The sequence below is a fragment of the Hasllibacter sp. MH4015 genome, assembly GCF_020177575.1.
Taxonomy (GTDB): Bacteria; Pseudomonadota; Alphaproteobacteria; order Rhodobacterales; family Rhodobacteraceae; genus Gymnodinialimonas.
This window is the reverse complement of record NZ_JAHTBK010000001.1, coordinates 3,343,407-3,361,825: the sequence shown is the minus strand read 5'-3', so window position 1 is coordinate 3,361,825 and position 18,419 is coordinate 3,343,407. Positions and strand designations below refer to the sequence as shown.

Sequence of the window (18,419 nt, the reverse complement as noted above, 5' to 3'; positions counted from 1 at the left end):
ATGCCGGTCGCGGTCTGGGCGCAGGAGGATGACCGATCCCGCCTGACCCGTTTCCTCGAAGAACAATTCTCGGATGACGGAAACCGCGATGTCCGGATCGAGGGCTTCCGCGGCGCGCTGTCGTCGGAGGCGCGCCTGGACCGGCTGACCATCTCGGATGCCGAAGGGGTGTGGCTGATTCTGGAAGATGCGGTTCTGGATTGGAACCGATCTGCGGTGCTCCGCGGCTCCATCGAGATTGATGAGCTATCGGCCGCGCGCCTTGAAATATTGCGCCCGCCGCTCCCATCGGAAGGGGTCGATCTTCCCGATGTGGAGGCACAACCATTTTCCCTTCCCGAATTACCAGTCAGTGTCGATATCGGCGAGGTCTCCATCAACGAAGTCGTTCTGGGTGAGCCGGTCATCGGTATTGCCGCACGCCTGACGATCCAGGGGTCCGCCAGCCTGTCGGGCGGCGAAGGGCAGGCGCAGATCACGCTCAACCGTCTTGACGGTGCGCAGGGCCAATTCGAGCTCAATGCGTCCTATGACAACGCGACGCGAAATCTCGCCCTCGACCTGCTACTGGTGGAGGAGGAAAACGGGCTGGTGGCGGAGCTGATCGGCCTTCCCGGTCGGCCCGATTTGCGCCTGCAGATTGCCGGTGAAGGCCCGGTGGACGACTTCACGGCAGAGATTGCGCTGGCCACCGACGGACGCGACCGGATTACGGGCACCGTCATCTCCGCGCGCAGCGACGCGGGTGAGCAATTGATTGTCGCGGATATCGGGGGCGATATCTCCCCGCTGCTTTTGCCCGATTACCGGGAATTCTTCGGCAACGATGTGCAGTTGCAAGCGCAGGTTCGCCAGACCCTGAGCGGCGGGGTGGAGCTTGAGGCGTTGCGCCTGACCTCCGCCGCGCTGACCCTGGAGGGGGACCTTGCCATCAATGGCCAGGGTCTGCCGGAACGGGTCAACCTGACGGGAGAGATCCGGCCCCCCAACGGGAATGTCGTCCGTCTTCCGTCCGGCGGGGCCGATGCCCGGATTTCCGGCGCGTCCCTTGCCCTGGTCTATGATCGAAATGACGGGGACGAATATGCCCTGACCGCCGATCTGGACAACCTCGCAATCGACGACCTGTCCATCGCCGGTGCGGCCCTGTCCCTTGAGGGCGCGGTCGCCCTGACATCCGCGGGCATCGAGGCCGCGACGGCGAATTTCAACACGGCTCTGAACGGCGTCGAACATGCCGATCCCGCCATGGCGGAAGCCCTTGGCGGGACCCTCGGGATCAGCGCGCAGATGTCGTGGGTCACGAACGCTCCCGTCATCTTGTCGGACCTGTCCGTCGTGGCCGGTGATGTGACCCTCGAAGGTGGCGCATCGGGCCAGACGGTGGGTGAGGAGATCAGTGTCGGGCTTGATCTGACGGCCAGTATCGGCGCGCTGGAGCGGTTCGCCGCGATTGCCGGGCAGCCATTGGCGGGCAGCGCGGCACTGACAGTGTCCGGCCAGGTGAAGCCGCTGTCCGGGCAATTCGATCTGACGATTGGCGGAACCGGGAATGACATGCAATTCGTCGATGGCTTGCCACCCGAATTGTTCGCAGGGGAGACACGCCTGGCCGCGCAGGTCGTCCGTGACACCGAGGGGCTTCAAGCGCAGGCAATTCGGCTCGACAACGCGGAACTGACCCTGACGGGGGCGGCTTCTCTCTCTTCCGGAGATACCAGCGCTTCGGTGCAATTTGCCCTCGAAGATGTGGGGTTGTTCACTGACGTAATGTCCGGTCCCGTCACGATTGCCGCAGATGTGGCGCGGGAGGGTACGGCCCCCTTCGACGTGACCGCCACACTGTCCGGCCCGAACGAGATCGCTGCCGATATCTCTGGCACATTCGATGCGGAAACGACCGACTTCGCGCTGGACCTTGATGCATCCGCTCGGGACCTGAATCTGGGCGATGCGATTCCGGCGGGCCTTACGGCGGGACGTACGACGCTGACGGCCACCGCCACCCGGCGCGACGGGGTACTGGACTTGCAGGATCTCACGCTGTCCAACGGCGCGCTCAACGTGAACGGCACAGCGCAGATCGGTCCGAACAGCAGCCGTGCTGACGTCAACGCGCGCCTTGCGAATGTAGGGCTGTTCACCGACGCGCTTTCCGGTCCTGTCTCTGCCGATGCCATGATCACGCGGGAGGGGACCGGCCCCTGGAACATCGACGCCGATCTTGGCGGGCCCGGCGGAATGCAAGCCTCCGTCAACGGGGAGGTCGGTCGCCCCGATGGCAGCGTCAACATCACGGCGACAGGCACCGCGCCCCTTGCGCTGGCCAATCGGTTCATCCGTCCCCGTTCCATCCGCGGAACGTTGTCATTCAACCTCGCCATGCGCGGACAACCCGGCCTTGGCGCTGTCTCCGGCACGCTGTCGTCCGGCAATACGCGGATCGCCGTGCCGACATACGCACTGGCCATCGAAAATGTCGGGCTGAATGGTCAGGTTTCGGGCGGGCGCCTTTCCTTGAACGCCAACGGCACATTGTCGACGGGCGGGCAGGTAACGGCCGCCGGCTCCATCAACCTCGCCTCCCCCGGTCTTGACGGACAGATCAATGTCGGCCTGCGCGATGCGCGGCTTGTCGACCCGACACTTTACGATGCGCGTATCGAAACGGCTGATCTAACCGTTTCCGGCCCGATCGCCCGGCGACCGCAGATCAGCGGCACCGTCACCTTGGGCGAGTCGGAGATCCGCGTGCCGGAAGCAAGCCTAGCTGGAAGCGCCGCGATTCCCGATATCCGCCACCTGGGCGAAACCCCCGCCGAACGGCAGACCCGCCGCTTCGCCGGTCTTCTGGGGGGGCGGGGCAGTGGCGGCGGGCGTGGCAGCGCGACAACCGGCCTCGACATTACAGTCAACGCGCCAGGGCGCATCTTCCTGCGCGGACGCGGCATCGACGCGGAATTCGGCGGAACACTCCGGATATTCGGCACCGCGGCCAATGTCATTCCGACAGGTCAATTCGAGCTGATCCGGGGTCGGCTCTCCATCCTCGGAACACGTCTGGACTTCATCGACAGCTCGGTGACGCTTCAGGGAAGCTTCAATCCTTACTTGCGCCTGACCGCGGTAAGCATGGCATCGGGGTACCAGGTCATCGTCAGGATGACAGGCCCCATCTCAGGGCCTGAAATCTCATTCTCCTCGAATCCGGCCCTGCCAGAGGATGAGGTATTGGCCCAACTGCTCTTCGGGCGGTCGGTCTCGGGCCTGTCCCCACTGCAACTGTTGCAACTGGCCGATGCCGCAACTTCCCTTGCCGGTGGCTCCACCAATTCGGGGTTCATTGCGGAGCTGCGTGACGGGCTGGGTCTCGACGATCTGGACCTCAGCACCGACGCGGAGGGCAACGCCGCCGTCACCGCGGGCCGCTACCTGTCCGAGAACATCTATACCGATGTCACGATCAACGCGGAGGGGGAGGCTGATTTGTCGCTCAACATCGATCTCACGCCTAATATCACCGCCCGCGGGTCGGTCGGATCGGGCGGCGGCTCCAGCATCGGCATCTTCTTCGAGCAGGACTATTGACGGCCCCGCAAACCGGATATATCAGCCGCTCTCACGACACCTGCCCAGGTGGCGGAATTGGTAGACGCGCCAGCTTCAGGTGCTGGTGTCTGTATGGACGTGGAGGTTCGAGTCCTCTCCTGGGCACCAACCTGCACTTTCGAAGAAAGTGTCAGGGGCCAGCAGGGCAATTTTCTTGGAAATTGTCCCGAAAGGCCAACTCTTCCCCGTCCACCGTTTCGATTGCCATTTCCCGACGGAGGGGACGCGACCATGACGATCCATCTGTATCAGAACGATCTGCCCGATGACCTGTCGCTTGGCCCAATCGTTGCCATTGATTGTGAGACGATGGGCCTCAACCCCCACCGCGACCGGCTCTGTGTGATCCAAGTGTCCGACGGTGACGGCGACGCGCATCTGATCCAGGTCGCCAAGGGTCAGGATGCGGCCCCCAACCTTGCGCGCCTTCTGGAAGATCCCGATACGCTGAAACTCTTTCACTTCGGGCGTTTCGATATCGCGGTGATGTACCACGCCTTCGGCGCCCTTACCGCGCCCGTCTATTGCACCAAAATCGCGTCCAAACTCGTCCGCACTTACACCGATCGCCATGGCCTGAAAAACCTACTCCAGGAATTGCTGGCCATCGACATTTCCAAGCAGCAGCAAAGCTCCGACTGGGGGGCGGACACGTTGACCGAGGCGCAGAAATCCTACGCCGCCTCCGACGTGCTCTACCTTCACGCCATAAAGGAGAAGTTGGATGCGATGCTGGCGCGAGAGGATCGGACCGACATCGCGCAGGCGTGTTTTGAGTTTCTGCCCACCCGTGCGAAACTCGACCTTGCCGGGTGGCCCGAGATGGACATCTTCTCTCACTGATCAGGGGCGCGTGTGATGGCCCGCGACAACTTCTATTCCAACGCCGTCGTCTGGGTGAAAGTCACCTTGCCGCTGATCGCGTTGGCCCTGTTGTCGAGCCTTTTCCTGCTCTCCGGCTCGCCGGACCCGGACGCGGCACTGCCCTATGCGGAGGTCGATATCGACCAGATCACGCGCGAACAACGCGTGACGGAGCCGCGTTTCGCCGGGGTGCTTGGCGACGATCAGGCGCTTGTCTTGGTGGCCGAGGCCGTGTCCGCCGCATCCGGACAGACCGAACAGATCCGCGCCCAGGGGGTGGAGGGGCGCCTGGACCTCAACCAGCAGGATTATGTCAGCGTCATCGCCGCGCTTGGGAATATCGACATGGCCCGTCAGGTGGCGACGCTTTCCGATGGTGTGACGCTGGAATCCTCCCTCGGCTACCGGATGAACAGTGATCGGCTGCTCGTGGCGCTCAACCGCGTCGACCTGTCCGCGCCCACGCCTGTCATCGTTACCGGACCGGGGCTGGAGATCACGGCAGACAGCATGGAGCTTTCCGGCGATCAAGGTGAAGCAATCGTGCGTTTCAACGGCTCCGTCCGGATGCTATACGACCCGCAGGGTTAAGAGGTTTTCATGCACCGTTTCATTGCTCTTTTGGGTTTGGCCCTTTTGATCGCGGCTCCCGTTTCGGCACAGGTCAATATCGGGTTCGGCGGCGTCGCCTATGACAGTCGACAACCCGTCGAAGTAACCGCCGATAGCCTGTCCGTGGACCAATCCACCGGCGAGGCGGTGTTTTCCGGCAATGTGATCGTTGTGCAGGGCGATATGCGGATGGCGGCAGGGTCCGTGCGAATTGTTTATGCTACTGACGGCACCCAGGACGTGCGCGAAGTGATTGCCACAGGCGGTGTTCTCGTGACCCGCGGATCGGATGCAGCCGAAGGGGGATCGGCCCGGTTCGATGTCGCCTCCGCGCTTCTTACGCTGACCGGCGATGTTCTTGTGACGCAGGGACCGACGGCAATTGCAGGTGACCGGATGGTCGTGAACATGACGACCGGGAACGGGTCGGTCGATGGGCGGGTGCGCACGGTTCTGGGCGGCGGCGAATAATGACGCTCGACGTCACAGAAGGCTCTGCGGGCCTGCGCGTCCACAAGCTGCGCAAAAGCTATCGCAAACGACCCGTGATCCGCGACGTCACGCTTGAGTTGAACCGGGGCGAGGTTGTCGCCCTTCTTGGGCCTAACGGGTCGGGCAAGACGACGTCGTTCTACTGTATAGCTGGACTGATCACGCCCGACGGGGGCCGCGTGACCATCGACGGGCAGGATGTGACCCTGTTCCCGATGTACCGCCGCGCACGGGCTGGCGTTGGCTATCTTCCACAGGAAATGTCGATCTTTCGGGGCCTCAGCGTCGAGGATAACATCAAGGCGATCCTCGAAGTTGTTGAACCCAAGCGCAAAAAACGGCGCGACCGGCTGGAAGCCTTGTTGAGCGAATTTTCGATCGAACATCTGCGCCGCGCGCCCGCGCTGTCCCTGTCCGGGGGCGAACGTCGCCGGGTGGAAATCGCGCGCTGCCTTGCCTCCGATCCCCGCTACGTCCTTCTGGATGAACCTTTCGCGGGCGTGGACCCCATTGCCGTGGGTGACATTCGCGCGCTCGTGGCGGAATTGAAGACCCGCGGCATTGGCGTTCTGATTACCGACCACAACGTGCAAGAGACGCTCGCCATCGTGGATCGTGCCTACATCCTCCATGACGGGGCGATCATCATGTCCGGCACGGCGGACGAAGTGGTCAAGGACGAGAACGTGCGACGCGTCTATCTCGGCCAGAGCTTCCGCATATCTTAACCCGGTTTTCGTTGACAGACGGTCCCGACTCGTCGCCAAATGAGGGTGATGGTTGCATTTGCTTCATCCAGGTCCGATTGGTGCCGCCTTGCGAATGCACCGGATCACCTATATCTTGAAAATTCAAAAAAATCAAAAGTTTGCAGTTTTGTGCACGCGTGCACATGTCTGTGAACACCCACAAAAGACGGAGGTTTCATGCGGTATCAGATCAGCGGAAAACAGATCGAGATCGGCCAGTCTCTGCAAACCCATGTGCAGGACAACCTGGGCGGCATCGCGGAGAAATACGCCGAGCGCCCGACCGATGCGACGGTAATTTTTTCCAAGTCCGGGTCCGAATTCGTGTGTGAAACCACCGTGCATCTGTCCACCGGCCTGACCGCATCAGCGAAAGGACACGCCCACGAAATCTATGCCGCCTTTGAGACGACGGCCGACAAGCTGGAGAAGCAGTTGCGCCGTTACAAGCGGCGTCTGAAGGATCATCACAAGGCGCGCCAGCAACCCATTGATGTCTACGGCGGCGCCTCTTATATCCTCGCCTCATCCGAGGGGGCCGACGAAGATGCGGAACCCGAATCTCTGCAACCGATCATCGTGGCCGAGATGGAGACCGCCATCCCGTCCCTCTCCGTCGGGGAAGCGGTGATGCAGATGGAAATTGCCGGCGCGCCGCTTCTGGTGTTCCGAAACGAAGGACACGACCGGGTCAACGTGGTCTACCGCCGGGATGACGGGAACGTCGGCTGGATTGACCCTTCGACCAGCTAAATCGCCAGGGGCCGAACGGTCCCTCCGCATGCCAGACACGTGGGGAATTGGACATGGACCTTTCGACCTTGCTTGCACCGCAGGCTGTGAAAGTCGTCTCGGACGTCAGCAGCAAAAAACGCCTCCTGCAAGCCCTCGCGGAGCTGGCCGAAACGCGCGCCGACATCCCCGCAGCACGGATCTTCGACGCGCTTCAGGAACGGGAAAGCCTTGGCCCCACCGGTGTGGGCCACGGTATTGCCCTGCCCCATGCCCGCCTTGCGGGTTTGGAGGACGTTTTCGGTGTATTCGTGCGGCTGGACCGCCCGATTGATTTCGACGCCGCCGACCGGCAACCGGTCGACCTGATCTTCACACTGCTTGCGCCGGTGGATTCCGGCGTAGACCACCTCAAAGCGCTCGCGCTCGTCTCCCGCACCCTGCGCAACGAGGATCTGTGCGCAAAACTCCGCGCCAATAACGACCCCAGCACGCTCTACACACTTCTGACCGACATCGAGACGAGCGCCGCCGCCTGACTATTGCCGGTTCCAGCGGGGAAATCCGAACCCGATATAGTCGCGTCGGTAAATGTCGATTAGCTGCTGCTCGATCTTGCCGTCATAGACGGACTTCAGCGGGTGCGCGCCCGGCATCGCTTCACCAACAACGTCCGGCACATCCTCAACACCTACTTGCCGCGCAAGCTCCGGCAGGAACGATTTCATCTGGTCTTCGTGGATCAGATGCTGCGGGATCATCACCTGTGAAATCCCTTGCAGGATTGCCGTTTGCGTGGCCCAGGCCTGATCGACCCTTACGCTGGTCTGACCCGCCAAGTTCCCCTTCAAGAACCCGATGAAGCCAAGAAACGCGGCCTTCTGGTCGTTGTCGGACCAATCGCCGCCCGGTGCCTTGTTGGGGATCGGCACCTTGTATCTTTGCCGCAACGTCTTGCGCGGATCGGCATACATGGGCCGATCATCGGGCAGGATGAAGCGGTTGAAGACCGCGTAAGCGCGGCCCACCGGATGCCGCAGGACGCTGAAGCTGCGAAACCCCTGATTGTCCTTCATCCATTGGCGCAATTGTTTCTGGCTCATCTTGCGGATCAGCTTGTCCCTGCCGACGCCGTCGAGCTTGCCCATCCAGTCGAGCACCGCGTTTTCTGGCGCTCCCTTGATCGGGCAAAAGAGAAGGCCGCGCGTCGGGTGGGCCACGAAATTCGGCACCTGCGGGGCGCGGTCCGGTTCCAATTCTGGCGAGGTGTCGAGCCCGAACCGATCCAGATCCCCGATCGCTGCGACCATCTCGTCGTAATTATCCACCTTGTCGCGCAGGGGGCTGGGGTTTTGCTTTTTCAGCTTCTTGGAGGTGCTTTCGACCACGTGTTCCGACCCAAGGAATGCCGCCATTCCGTTGAGGACATCAGGGTCGTTGATATCTTCGTACCGGATCAGGAACGGCACTTGGCCACTTGTCTGCATCCCGCGCCTCAGGTGGTCCTGGAAGGCCTGCAACTTGTTCAGCATCTCCGCGAATTCCGGCGCGTCGAACCGCACCTTCGCGGTCTTCGCGTGCTTCATGTCGGTGAGGCGCCATTGCCCCGTGGCGCTGGCGATCTTGCGGCTGACATAGCTGTCCAAAGGATTGCGGGTCAGGATAATCTTGGCGATGCGCGGGTCGGGCAAGATCCGCTCCACCACCCTATCGTCATGGTCGTGGAACAGGCGAAAACCGGGCAGGGCATCATCCGCATTCTCGATGATCGCTTGCAACAGGCCAAGGGGGTCCTGCTCCCTTCGGTCCATGTCATAGCCGTGAAGCTCGAACGTGTTGTGATGGCCAAGGAACGTGGGGTTATAAACCTCCCCCAGGCAATTGATATCCGGGAAGGCGTTGAGCGAATCCTCAAGGTAATTCGACCCGGTGCGCATCTCTGCGAACAAAACAAAGGCGTCGTAGCGGCGGGTCATGGATTATCTCACCAGGTAAGGGCGGCTGTCGGCATCGGTCGGAAGCGGGGCCATGCCCTCTTGCGGGAAATCCCCCACGGCGAAGGGGTTCATCCCCTGGTTCTTGAGGTTTTGCAGGAACTTCGGCAATCCATCTAGGTTTGCCATCCGCGGCGCTTCCGTCAGGCGGCTGGCCTGCGCGCCTTCCATCGCATCAAGGATGCGTTGCAGATTTTCCATCGGTTCCTCGATGAACTCCGCGAGGGACCAGATGCGGATTTCCGCGCGGCTGCGCACGTGGCGGAGCGTATTCACGAACTCCACCTCTCGGCGTTGCAGGCGGGCGGCTTCCGTCCGGATATCCCCAAAATTGCGATTGGCCGTGAACAGGCGAACGGCCCAGGCCCCGGTTATCACGCTGATCTGGGCATTGCTGTCGCTGGCCATGAAGGCGCCGGGGCGCTGGTTGTCTTGCGGGCCGAACATGAAGACCTGCCGTTCCCCGCGCGTGTTCCAGATCAGATTGGTGAGAAACCGCTCCGGATTGTAATCCCGCAAGGCCGGCGCGCAGGACAGGGACCCTGCATAGGTATCCGCGTCCCCTGCGAATCGAGCCCGTTTTGGGTCGAACAGGTTGCCGTGAACCGATGCACCGAGCCGTCGCGACAACCAGGGCTCAAAATCCAGAAACAAGTCGTTGAACCCGTGGAAAACCGAATATGTCGCCGCGGTCTTGCCGTTCTCCCAATCGTTGTTGGGATAGCGGCTTTGCATGTACAAACCGGGCCGCCCACGCGTCCGACGCTCCAGCGCCTTGGCGAAAACCCGGTCGATCTTGCCCGGCGTCGGTTCGGCCATCCGCGCGTTCGCCCCCTCGTCACTCAGGAACGTGTGATAGAGACGGTCCGCCTTGGGCCAGATCTTGCGCGCCACGAAACAGTCTGACCGACGAAGCAGGTGCAAGTGGTCGTCATAGAACACGTGGGGTTTGCCTTGAAAATCAAACTTCGACAGGGTCAGGGACCGGCTTTCTATGTTGCGGGAATAGTTGCGCACAAGCGTCTGGTAGTAACTTTCGTCGGGGATCCAAACGAGCTTGAAATACCGGTCGAAATCCTGCCGCCGTTGATCGTGGAGGATCGCGCTGAGCGTCTGGCGGCTGAGGCACCACCATTGGCTGCCCAGATGCGGCTGCAACCCCTCGGGCAATTTGCGCTTGAAGCCCACGCGGCGCTGCAATTCCACGTAACGATCAAACAGGAACCGGTGCCGTTTCCAAGAGAAGGGAAAGCGCAGTTGGAAGCGTTCCGTGTTCAGGCCGTCGATCGTCCAATCCACATCGCGGATCGTGACGCTTTCGATGAAATCCGTCATCGGACGCGCGGCGAGGTAGGCGCGCAATTCATCCACCGGGCGCAGCGGAAGGCAGGAACCGGAAGCGAGATAGACGTGCCGGACGCCTGGAAACTCCTCCAACATCATCTCGCCCGCCGTCTGGCTGGCCGCGACGAGGGACCATGTTCCCCACTCGCATTTGTGCCTGCGGGAAAACTTGACGTTCTCCAGATCGCCCACGGCGCGCTTCAGGCCGTTGAATCGGTCCCGCGACACGCGCTTGTCCACATGGATGACGACGGGGCAATCACGCTCGGCCCAATGGCGCGCCACCTGAGCCGCGCGGTCCAGCGCGGTGTGGCACATCATGATGAAACCAAGTGTGCTCATGCCCAATTGCCTTTGGACATCAGGCCCAGGATCTCCAGCTGCCGCCAGTTGATGTATTTTTCGGACCATTTCGTCCAGAAATCCGGGTTCTCCCGCAAGCCATCCGCGTAGGCGCGATATTCGGCGGATGCGGCGTAGTGCTCCCTCCGCTCAAGCTCTTCCGCGGCCTTTTGGGTGAATGTGTCGAGGAATTTCGCGTGGAGCAAAACGCCCGAAGCCTTCTCACCCCCCCATTCGTCGTAAACGTGGTTCAGGCCGCGCGGCAGCAACATGTGGGTGGACGATGCATAGGCGTAGTGTTTTTGCCACTTCACCAACGGCGTCTTGTTGAGGGCCGGAGCGCGTGCCGGCGTGTCCGCGAAGAAGGCCCGCGCCCGCGGGCCGCCTTGGATCCAGAGGTTCCCGTATTCCCAGTTCCGCGTGATGGAGTAGTTTCCGGCATCGAACCAGCACGCAATTTCAAAGGGGTTCTGCCCGTCGCGGTAGGGCTGCGTGGTGATCGGCCCCTTGGGATACATGTCGAGCAGCATCGCCCCGAAGGATTTTATCGAAGATGCGTCGAGCCAATCTGTCAGCGCGGGGATCGGGCGCGTGTCGGAAAACGGGTAGACGAGGAATTCGTCGGGATCGACCGTCAGACACCAGTGACGGTGCCCGTGAAGCCGCATGAGTCGATTGATCCAATCCATCCCGAACCGGGCGCGCTTGTAGGATTCGTCTGTCCACCAGACCGAACAATCCTTCTGCTCCGTCAGGTATTCGCGGGTTCCGTCGCCGCTGTCATTGTCCACGAACAAGAAATGATCGACGCCTCGATCCCGGTAGTAATCAAGGAAGTATTTCAGGCGAATCTTCTCGTTCCGCAGCGTGCAGAAACACAGCACGTCGCCGTCGCGGATCGTGTCGGTGCGGTTGGCGATCTCTTCCAGCCGCCGCGACTTTCGCCACGCGCGCACGAGATATCGCTTGCGTTCAAGGCGCAAACCGTATCGCCGGACCGCTTTCATTTGCGCGTCCGCGACAATGTCGAGGTAAGGGCATCAACCACGGTCTCAAAATGCTCCTGCCACGTCGGGACCTTCAGCTGGGTCAGATCTGGCATCACACCTGTACCGTTTAAACATTGCTTGATCGTTTCTTTCCATTGATACGCGTCACCACTGTCCACGTAAACGGCACAATCGCCCAAGGTTTCGCGGTAAACGGGCAGGTCGGAACAGATCGGAACCGCCCCCGCCATCGCGGCCTCGATCGGCGGATAACCGAAACCTTCTGTGACGGACGGGAACAGCAGGGCTGCGGCCTTCGCCAGTTGATCCCGCACGGCGCTGTCCGAAAGCAGTCCGTCGGGGCCATTGAGAATGATTTTTTGCTCCATTAGCGGATGCGAGTTCAGCCGCTCCATGAAGGTATCGACCTTCCAGCCAACGGCCCCGATGATGTGGAGAAGTGGCATGTCGCCGGGTGGAAGTTCTTCGGCCAGAAGGTCCCACACGTCCAATATCAATGCGTGGTTCTTGCGCGCCTCGATCGTGCCGAGCATGACGAACAGGGATGGATCACGGGCCTGTCTCGATCCTCTCGGCGTGCCGTCCACGCCCAGATGCGCAACGATGCGGTGAGGTGGCGCGGCCTTGTCTGCCCAATGGCGGTCCAGACTGTCCGACGTGGCTTGGGAATTGGAAATGACGTGGGTCGCGTGGGTCCGAACCCGCTCCGCCCGACCAGCGAAGTTTTCCGGCTGTCCATCGGCCACGTATTGGGGATGGGTGATCGGGATCAGGTCGTGGATCATGACGGCGATCCGCGTGTCGCTGCGCGCCGATATCGCCGAAAGGGTCGCCTCCGAGAGATTGGAATGCCCGACATTGAGGTAGGTCAGCCCGGCCTCAGTGGCTCTATCCAGCAGGTTTGGCAGGGTAGACGGCCGGCAGCGATCAATGGCGACCTCGCGCAAGGCCGCTTCCGCCTTGTGCCGCGGGCGGTTGCCGCGAAACGTAATTCTGGAAAACCAGTCCGCTGGCCCCATTGGTGAGGCGCCCTCGACCATGCCGATCAACCGCGCTGCGCCACGGCGATCCAGCAACAAATATCCGCGCGTCGTTCGGCAAAGGTAGCGGTTGCAGCCCGAGGCATAGGCCTCTCGCAGATACGCAAGCTCGACCCGGTCGATACCGGTCAGCGCGCCACGTCCGACACGCGTCAGCAGACGCGTCACATCCAACCAGAGGTCCGGGATGTGGCTGAACGCGCCCATCTGATCCTCGAAACTATTGTGCGGCGCTGCGAACCGACATCATGTCGGCCAGGTAATCCTGGAATTCATCGCGCAGGTCTTCGCGACCAAGGCCGAAGGCGACGGTGGCCTGTAGAAAGCCGGCCTTCGATCCACAATCGAAGCGCTGCCCCTTAAACCGATAGCCGTAGACATTGTCGGCATCGGTGATCTCGCGGGCAATCGCGTCGGTCAGCTGGATCTCTCCCCCCGCGCCGGACTTGATGCGGTTGAGGTGGCCCATGACGTCCGGGGTCAGGATGTAGCGCCCGATCACGGCAAGGTTAGATGGTGCGGTCCCTGCTGCCGGTTTCTCGACCATGCCCTTGACCGACACGACCGATCCCATGTCTTCCTTTACGTCCAACACCCCGTAGGACGAGGTCTTGTCGTCCGGCACTTCCATGGCGGCGACCATATTGCCGCCGATTTCCGCATGGGCTTCGACCATCTGCTGCAGACACGGCTTCTCTGCGGCGATCACGTCATCGGGCAGGATGACGGCGAAAGGTTCATTGGACAGAAGCCGCCGCGCACACCACACGGCGTGGCCGAGGCCAAGCGCCTTGTGCTGGCGCATATAGGCGATTGCGCCGCTTTCCATGTTGGTGTTCTTCAGCGTCTTCAGAAGCTCCGGCTTCTTCTTCTTGCGCAGGATATTCTCAAGCTCGGGCGAATGGTCGAAATAGTCTTCCAGCGCCGACTTGCCGCGACTCGTTACGAAAATGAATTCCTTGATTCCGGCGGCCCGGGCCTCATCAATCGCGTATTGGATCAGCGGGCGATCCACGAGCGTCATGATTTCCTTGGGAATGGATTTCGTAGCCGGAAGAAAACGGGTTCCGAGACCCGCGACCGGAAAGATCGCCTTGGTTACTTTCTTCTTCATGCCTTGCCTCGCGTGCGCAGTGCCCTTTGCGGTGCGATCTGCGTTCTTTGTTATGGCGTAAAGATTAACGAAAGATCAGGGGAGGGGAAACGGTCAATTCCTCTCACCGCTGGCTGTATGCAGGTCAGTGGCAGAAATGCGACGGACTTCCGCAGCGACGCGTGCCTTGAAACTATGAAGCTGAAATCGCGGCTCGTCCCGCTCCGACGGCCCGAAAAGCCCGCCTGTCTGCTCCCACCAGCCGCCATCGGTGAAACGGACTTTGTGCTTGCGGGGCGTTGGGCCGAAGCAAAAAAGGCGCACCGGCTGTCCCTTCGCAACCTCCTCAGCTGCTTGGGCGCGTAGGCTCGAAAGCTGAAAGGACCGCCCCGAAATAACCTTCGGCTGCGGTGGGTTTTCGTCCCTCAATCGCAGAAATTCGACCGTTGGGGGACGAACGAGCGGTTGCGCGCTCGCCCGTTCCATCCCGTGCGCAATCCCCTCCTTCAGCGTCTCAAGAAGCTCTCTCATCTTTCCCGCATCCAACTTTCGCGCCTTCGCCAACCGCAAAAGGCGGGAGCTTTGGGAGGCCTCGACCTTGCGCAAAGCGGCCGTCACGTCGCCATTTGCAGCGTATTTTTGCAGGTAAACGGCAGAAGATGCGCCGATATCGAACAGGCTGAGCGGGATACGATCCGGTGTCCGACGGCTGCTTGCTTCATACCCGTGATGCACGATGGCCTTGCCGACCCAAGCGGTCTTCATGCCCGCCTGCCCGATCCGGTAGGCGAGGTCCGTGTCGTCCAGATAAAATCTGAATGCCTCGTCGAAGCCGCCAAGCCGTTCAAGTACGCTCCGGCGCATAGCCATATTCGTTCCCTGCAATTTCCGGGCAAAACCGTCTCTGACCGGCGCTTTCGGGTCTGTCGGTATATCCTCGGCCAATCCGTTCACGGCCAAGGGCCCCCATTGCAGGGAAATTCCGTTGCGCCCCAGAACCGGGCCGGTGATGGCGGCACATTCCTCCTCAGCGAAGGCATTGCCTATGGCGTGGGTCCATGACGGCACAGGGACGGCATCATCGTCGATAAACGCCAAAAGGTCGCCCGTGGACTGTGCGATCCCGAGGTTGCGCGCACGTGATATGTTGGGCTCCGCTTGCGGGACCATCTTGATGCGGTCAGCGAATGGCAGGGTCCGGACTGCGTTCGAACCGGCGGCGTCGGCCACGACAATCACCTCGACCCCCGCACGCGATTGCTGCCAAAGACCAAGCAGGCAGCGTCGCAGCGCATCGGGTCGCCCGACGCTGACCACGATGACGCTCAGCCTCGGCGCGCTCACGGCGTCCCCATATCCCGCATCATTGCCTCGATCCGGGGAATGTCTTCGGGATTGTTGAGTTCCCAGAACTTCGCGCCCCGCGCCTCGACCTCCACGCACAAAACCGGGTGCCCGGCCTCCAGAAAGCGAAGCTGCTCAAGACCCTCCAATGTCTCCAACGGGCCAACCGGCCAGTGGGGATAGGCCAGTAGTGCCCAAGGCCGGTATGCATACACGCCAACGTGGTGAAAGACCGGCGTCGGCGCGTCAATGTCGTAAGGGTCCGCCGTGTAGGGCACCACTTCCTTGGAGAAATAGAGGGCGCGGCGCTTGCTATCCGCGACGGCGGTCGTGCCACCGACCCGCCCGGCTGCCCGATCCGCTTTCAGTGCGGCCAACGTTTCCCCATCGCAGCGCAGGATAGGGGTGGCGATCGCGGCCTGACTGTCTGAACGAAGGCCTTCAACCAATTCTTCCAGGAACCAATGGGGCGTCAGCGGGGCGTCGCCCTGGAGGTTCACGATCATCTCCACGTCGCCAAGGATTTCCAAGGCTTCCGCACAACGCTCGGTTCCATTGCGCGCCTCGGACGAGGTCATCAAAACCTCCGCACCGAAGCTTTTCGCCGCGTCAGCGATCCGGTCGTCATCGGTCGCGACATAAACAGCGTCGAGCCCGTCCACATCTTGCGCCGCGCGCCAGGATCTCTCGATCAGACTGCGCGCCTTGCCGGTTGCACCGGTGAGCATGGCCAACGGCTTACCTGGATACCGGGTGGATGCGTAACGCGCAGGGATCACGCATACGACGGTCACGGTGCCATCAACGTCACGCCGGGCGCGTGGGCGATGAAAAATCCGTTGGCGAAACCGTCCTTCCCGTAAGTGAAGGCCCCGTGATCGTCGTACCGGACCATCGCACCGCCTGCCCCGCGCAAAACAGCATCGCCTGCCGCAGTATCCCATTCCATCGTGCGACCAAGGCGGGGGTAAAGATCCGCCTCCCCCGTGGCGACAAGGCAGAACTTCAGGGACGATCCCGCGCTTTTCATGTCTGAATGGGCGTATTTGTTGATGTAGTCATCTGTCGCCTGACCGCGGTGCGACTTCGAGGCCACAACGCGCAACGCATCATTGTCAGGGGTGGCGACGCTGATCGGATCGAGCCGACCGGGCGAATTCGGGTCGAACGGACCCGCTTCCTCCACCGATGTGCCATCCGCCTTGGTGTAGAACAGCCGCCCCTTCGCCGGTGCATAGACAATCCCGCGCACCGGCACCCCGTCCTCGACCAAGGCAATGTTCACCGTGAAGTCGCCGCGCCGCTTGATAAATTCCTTGGTGCCATCCAGCGGATCAACGATCAGAAAAGTGCGCGCGCTAAGGTCGTGGCTGTCGGCCTGCTCTTCGGTGATCAGGGTCATGTCGGGGAAGGCCGCTCGCAGCCGGGCGGAGATCAGGGCATCCGCCGCCTCATCCGCTTCCGTGACCGGGCTGTCATCGGATTTGACCTTCACGTCGAAATCATCGGCCTCGTAGATCTCCATGATCGCGGCACCGGCCTCCAGCGCGGCTTCGCGCATCACGGCAACAAGTTTCTGATGATCCATCGCCTCACCCGAGGTTGAATTGAAAATTAACGCTTTAGGGTTTATCAACCGATGGCGTGAGAACGGCAAGCGCCGCCTTAAAGGTGGCTCAGATCAAAGGCCACTCACGGGGGCGGGGGCACCGCCGACAGGCAAGGACGCGACATGTTCGAACAATCGCAGGCGCGCACGATGCGTGCATTGGTCTTCAACTTCTTCGAAGTGACCTATTATGCCACCGTTCGGAAGGTGCGCAAAACCCACGGCAATGCCGTGCTGTCGATCGCCCTGTCGGTATTCCAGAGCCTCGTATTCATCGCGGCCTTCTATTTCATGTTTTCCATCCTCGGCACCCGCGCGGCGGCGATCCGAGGCAACTTCATGATGTACCTGATGTCGGGGATCTTCCTGTACCTGACCCACATTCAGACCGTGCGTCAGATGATGAGTGCGGAAGGGTCGACCAGTTCGATGATGCAGCACGCGCCGATGAATACGCTCGTCTCTATCGTCTCTACCGCCCTGTCTATCCTCTACACCCAGACGATTTCGCTCTTCTGCGTCCTGTTGCTAATCCACGGGCTGGTCGAGCCGGTAGAGATCGCGAATTGGGAAGGCGCGTTCCGGATGTATCTTCTGGCCTGGGGCACCGGCGTGACCCTTGGCATCATCTTCATGGCCGTCCGCCCCTGGGCACCCGACGCAGTGCAGATCATTTCCATGATCTATATCCGCGCCAACATGATCTTCTCGGGCAAGATGTTCGTCGCCAACATGATGCCGTCCCTGATGCTCCCGGCGTTTGAATGGAATCCGCTGTTCCACGTGATCGACCAGGCCCGCGGGCATATCTTCGTGAATTACTTCCCCCATGTGACGAACGCCCATTACCCGTTCTACTTCACGCTCGTGGCCCTCTTGATCGGTATGATGCTGGAGCACCGGACCCGCAAATTCGCCTCCGTCAGCTGGGACGCGAAACGCTAATCCACGACCCGAAGCGTCAGGTTGATCCGCCCGCCATTGGGCAACAGGCTGCTTGAACCTGCGCGGATCTTGTCGATCCCGTGGAAGTTCAGTCGCGCATCGCCACCCATAAGCGCCACATCGCCGGAGCGGAGCCAGATCGCTTCCGTTTTCCCGCCACGCTCAGGCCCACCCACGCGAAACCGCGCGTCATCCCCGAGAGAGATGGAGAGGACCGGCATCTCGAAATCCGCTTCATCCCGATCCTGGTGCAGGCCCATCTTCGCATCGGCATCGTAGAAGTTGATCAGGCAACTTTGCGGCTCCCGCGGAACGCCCGCCACGTCACGCCAGATCCGTTTGGCGAGCTTCGGGATAGGCGGCCATTCCATGCCTTCGGGATGTCGCCTCTCGTACCGGTAGCCTTTCCGGTCCGACATCCAGCCGTAGGTCCCGGCAGAGGTCATGCGCACCGACATCTTTCGCCCGGTCTTCGTCTCGGGCCGGTAGAGCGGGGCCGCGCGCACAACGCGGCGAACCTGATCCAGCAATTCCGCCTGATCCGACGGGTCGATATAGCCCTGATGCACAAATATCCCGCCCACGTTCACCTGCATCGAAGATTCCTTTTTCCCGGCGCTTGCAGCCCCAAAACCCCCTA

The 18,419-nt window shown here is 61.3% G+C and carries 17 protein-coding genes and 1 tRNA gene; 9 read left to right on the top strand and 9 right to left on the bottom strand.

Translation table 11 applies throughout. The features are described from left to right. From KUW62_RS17185 to KUW62_RS17150, 8 genes are all read left to right on the top strand, one after another. Positions 1–3,588: a translocation/assembly module TamB domain-containing protein gene (locus KUW62_RS17185; protein ID WP_224816683.1), complete on the top strand. Its 3,588-nt coding sequence runs from the start codon at positions 1–3 to the stop codon at positions 3,586–3,588. 42 nt (positions 3,589–3,630) lie between these two features. After that, positions 3,631–3,717, top strand: a tRNA-Leu gene (locus KUW62_RS17180). Between the two features lie 123 nt (positions 3,718–3,840). Beyond that, on the top strand, positions 3,841–4,452 hold the full coding sequence (locus KUW62_RS17175; RefSeq protein ID WP_224816682.1) for a ribonuclease D: 612 nt from the start codon (positions 3,841–3,843) through the stop codon (positions 4,450–4,452). 15 nt (positions 4,453–4,467) lie between these two features. Continuing rightward, complete coding sequence (lptC, locus tag KUW62_RS17170; protein WP_224816681.1) at positions 4,468–5,064, top strand: LPS export ABC transporter periplasmic protein LptC; 597 nt, start codon at positions 4,468–4,470, stop codon at positions 5,062–5,064. Between the two features lie 9 nt (positions 5,065–5,073). Beyond that, positions 5,074–5,556, top strand: coding sequence for an LptA/OstA family protein (locus KUW62_RS17165; RefSeq protein WP_224816680.1), 483 nt, complete (start codon positions 5,074–5,076; stop codon positions 5,554–5,556). Further along, positions 5,556–6,305: an LPS export ABC transporter ATP-binding protein gene (lptB, locus tag KUW62_RS17160; RefSeq protein WP_224816679.1), complete on the top strand. Its 750-nt coding sequence runs from the start codon at positions 5,556–5,558 to the stop codon at positions 6,303–6,305. Before KUW62_RS17165 ends, lptB begins: the two co-directional genes overlap by 1 nt. Positions 6,306–6,503: 198 nt before the next feature. Next, complete coding sequence (hpf, locus tag KUW62_RS17155; RefSeq protein WP_224816678.1) at positions 6,504–7,079, top strand: ribosome hibernation-promoting factor, HPF/YfiA family; 576 nt, start codon at positions 6,504–6,506, stop codon at positions 7,077–7,079. 53 nt (positions 7,080–7,132) lie between these two features. Further along, the gene (locus tag KUW62_RS17150; protein ID WP_224816677.1) at positions 7,133–7,597 is read left to right on the top strand and encodes a PTS sugar transporter subunit IIA; all 465 of its coding nucleotides are present in this window, start codon (positions 7,133–7,135) and stop codon (positions 7,595–7,597) included. Here the strand turns inward: KUW62_RS17150 and KUW62_RS17145 are convergent, their stop codons facing one another. The 8 genes from KUW62_RS17145 to cysQ form a co-directional block, all read right to left on the bottom strand. After that, positions 7,598–9,034, bottom strand: a complete 1,437-nt coding sequence (locus KUW62_RS17145) for a sulfotransferase domain-containing protein (RefSeq protein WP_224816676.1) — start codon at positions 9,032–9,034, stop codon at positions 7,598–7,600. 3 nt (positions 9,035–9,037) lie between these two features. Beyond that, on the bottom strand, positions 9,038–10,738 hold the full coding sequence (locus KUW62_RS17140) for a beta-1,6-N-acetylglucosaminyltransferase (protein WP_224816675.1): 1,701 nt from the start codon (positions 10,736–10,738) through the stop codon (positions 9,038–9,040). Next, positions 10,735–11,745 carry a glycosyltransferase family 2 protein gene (locus tag KUW62_RS17135; protein WP_224816674.1) on the bottom strand — a complete coding sequence of 337 codons (1,011 nt, stop codon included), beginning with the start codon at positions 11,743–11,745 and terminating at the stop codon, positions 10,735–10,737. The genes KUW62_RS17140 and KUW62_RS17135 overlap by 4 nt, the downstream gene beginning before the upstream one ends. After that, a complete protein-coding gene (locus KUW62_RS17130; RefSeq protein WP_224816673.1) occupies positions 11,742–12,995 on the bottom strand; it encodes a glycosyltransferase in 1,254 nt (417 codons plus the stop codon). Before KUW62_RS17130 ends, KUW62_RS17135 begins: the two co-directional genes overlap by 4 nt. Positions 12,996–13,008: 13 nt before the next feature. After that, a complete protein-coding gene (gene galU / locus KUW62_RS17125) occupies positions 13,009–13,902 on the bottom strand; it encodes a UTP--glucose-1-phosphate uridylyltransferase GalU (RefSeq protein ID WP_224816672.1) in 894 nt (297 codons plus the stop codon). A gap of 93 nt (positions 13,903–13,995) precedes the next feature. Further along, positions 13,996–15,225, bottom strand: coding sequence for a glycosyltransferase (locus KUW62_RS17120; RefSeq protein WP_224816671.1), 1,230 nt, complete (start codon positions 15,223–15,225; stop codon positions 13,996–13,998). Further along, positions 15,222–16,019: a manno-octulosonate cytidylyltransferase gene (locus KUW62_RS17115; protein WP_224816670.1), complete on the bottom strand. Its 798-nt coding sequence runs from the start codon at positions 16,017–16,019 to the stop codon at positions 15,222–15,224. The genes KUW62_RS17120 and KUW62_RS17115 overlap by 4 nt, the downstream gene beginning before the upstream one ends. Continuing rightward, a complete protein-coding gene (gene cysQ, locus KUW62_RS17110) occupies positions 16,016–16,813 on the bottom strand; it encodes a 3'(2'),5'-bisphosphate nucleotidase CysQ (RefSeq protein WP_224816669.1) in 798 nt (265 codons plus the stop codon). Before cysQ ends, KUW62_RS17115 begins: the two co-directional genes overlap by 4 nt. Positions 16,814–16,957: 144 nt before the next feature. On the opposite strand from cysQ, the gene KUW62_RS17105 reads away from it, so the two are divergent. Continuing rightward, positions 16,958–17,779 carry an ABC transporter permease gene (locus KUW62_RS17105; protein WP_224816668.1) on the top strand — a complete coding sequence of 274 codons (822 nt, stop codon included), beginning with the start codon at positions 16,958–16,960 and terminating at the stop codon, positions 17,777–17,779. On the opposite strand, the gene KUW62_RS17100 is transcribed toward KUW62_RS17105, so the two are convergent. Then, positions 17,776–18,375: an alpha-ketoglutarate-dependent dioxygenase AlkB gene (locus KUW62_RS17100; protein WP_224816667.1), complete on the bottom strand. Its 600-nt coding sequence runs from the start codon at positions 18,373–18,375 to the stop codon at positions 17,776–17,778. The genes KUW62_RS17105 and KUW62_RS17100 overlap by 4 nt on opposite strands. Between the last annotated feature and the right edge of the window lie 44 nt (positions 18,376–18,419).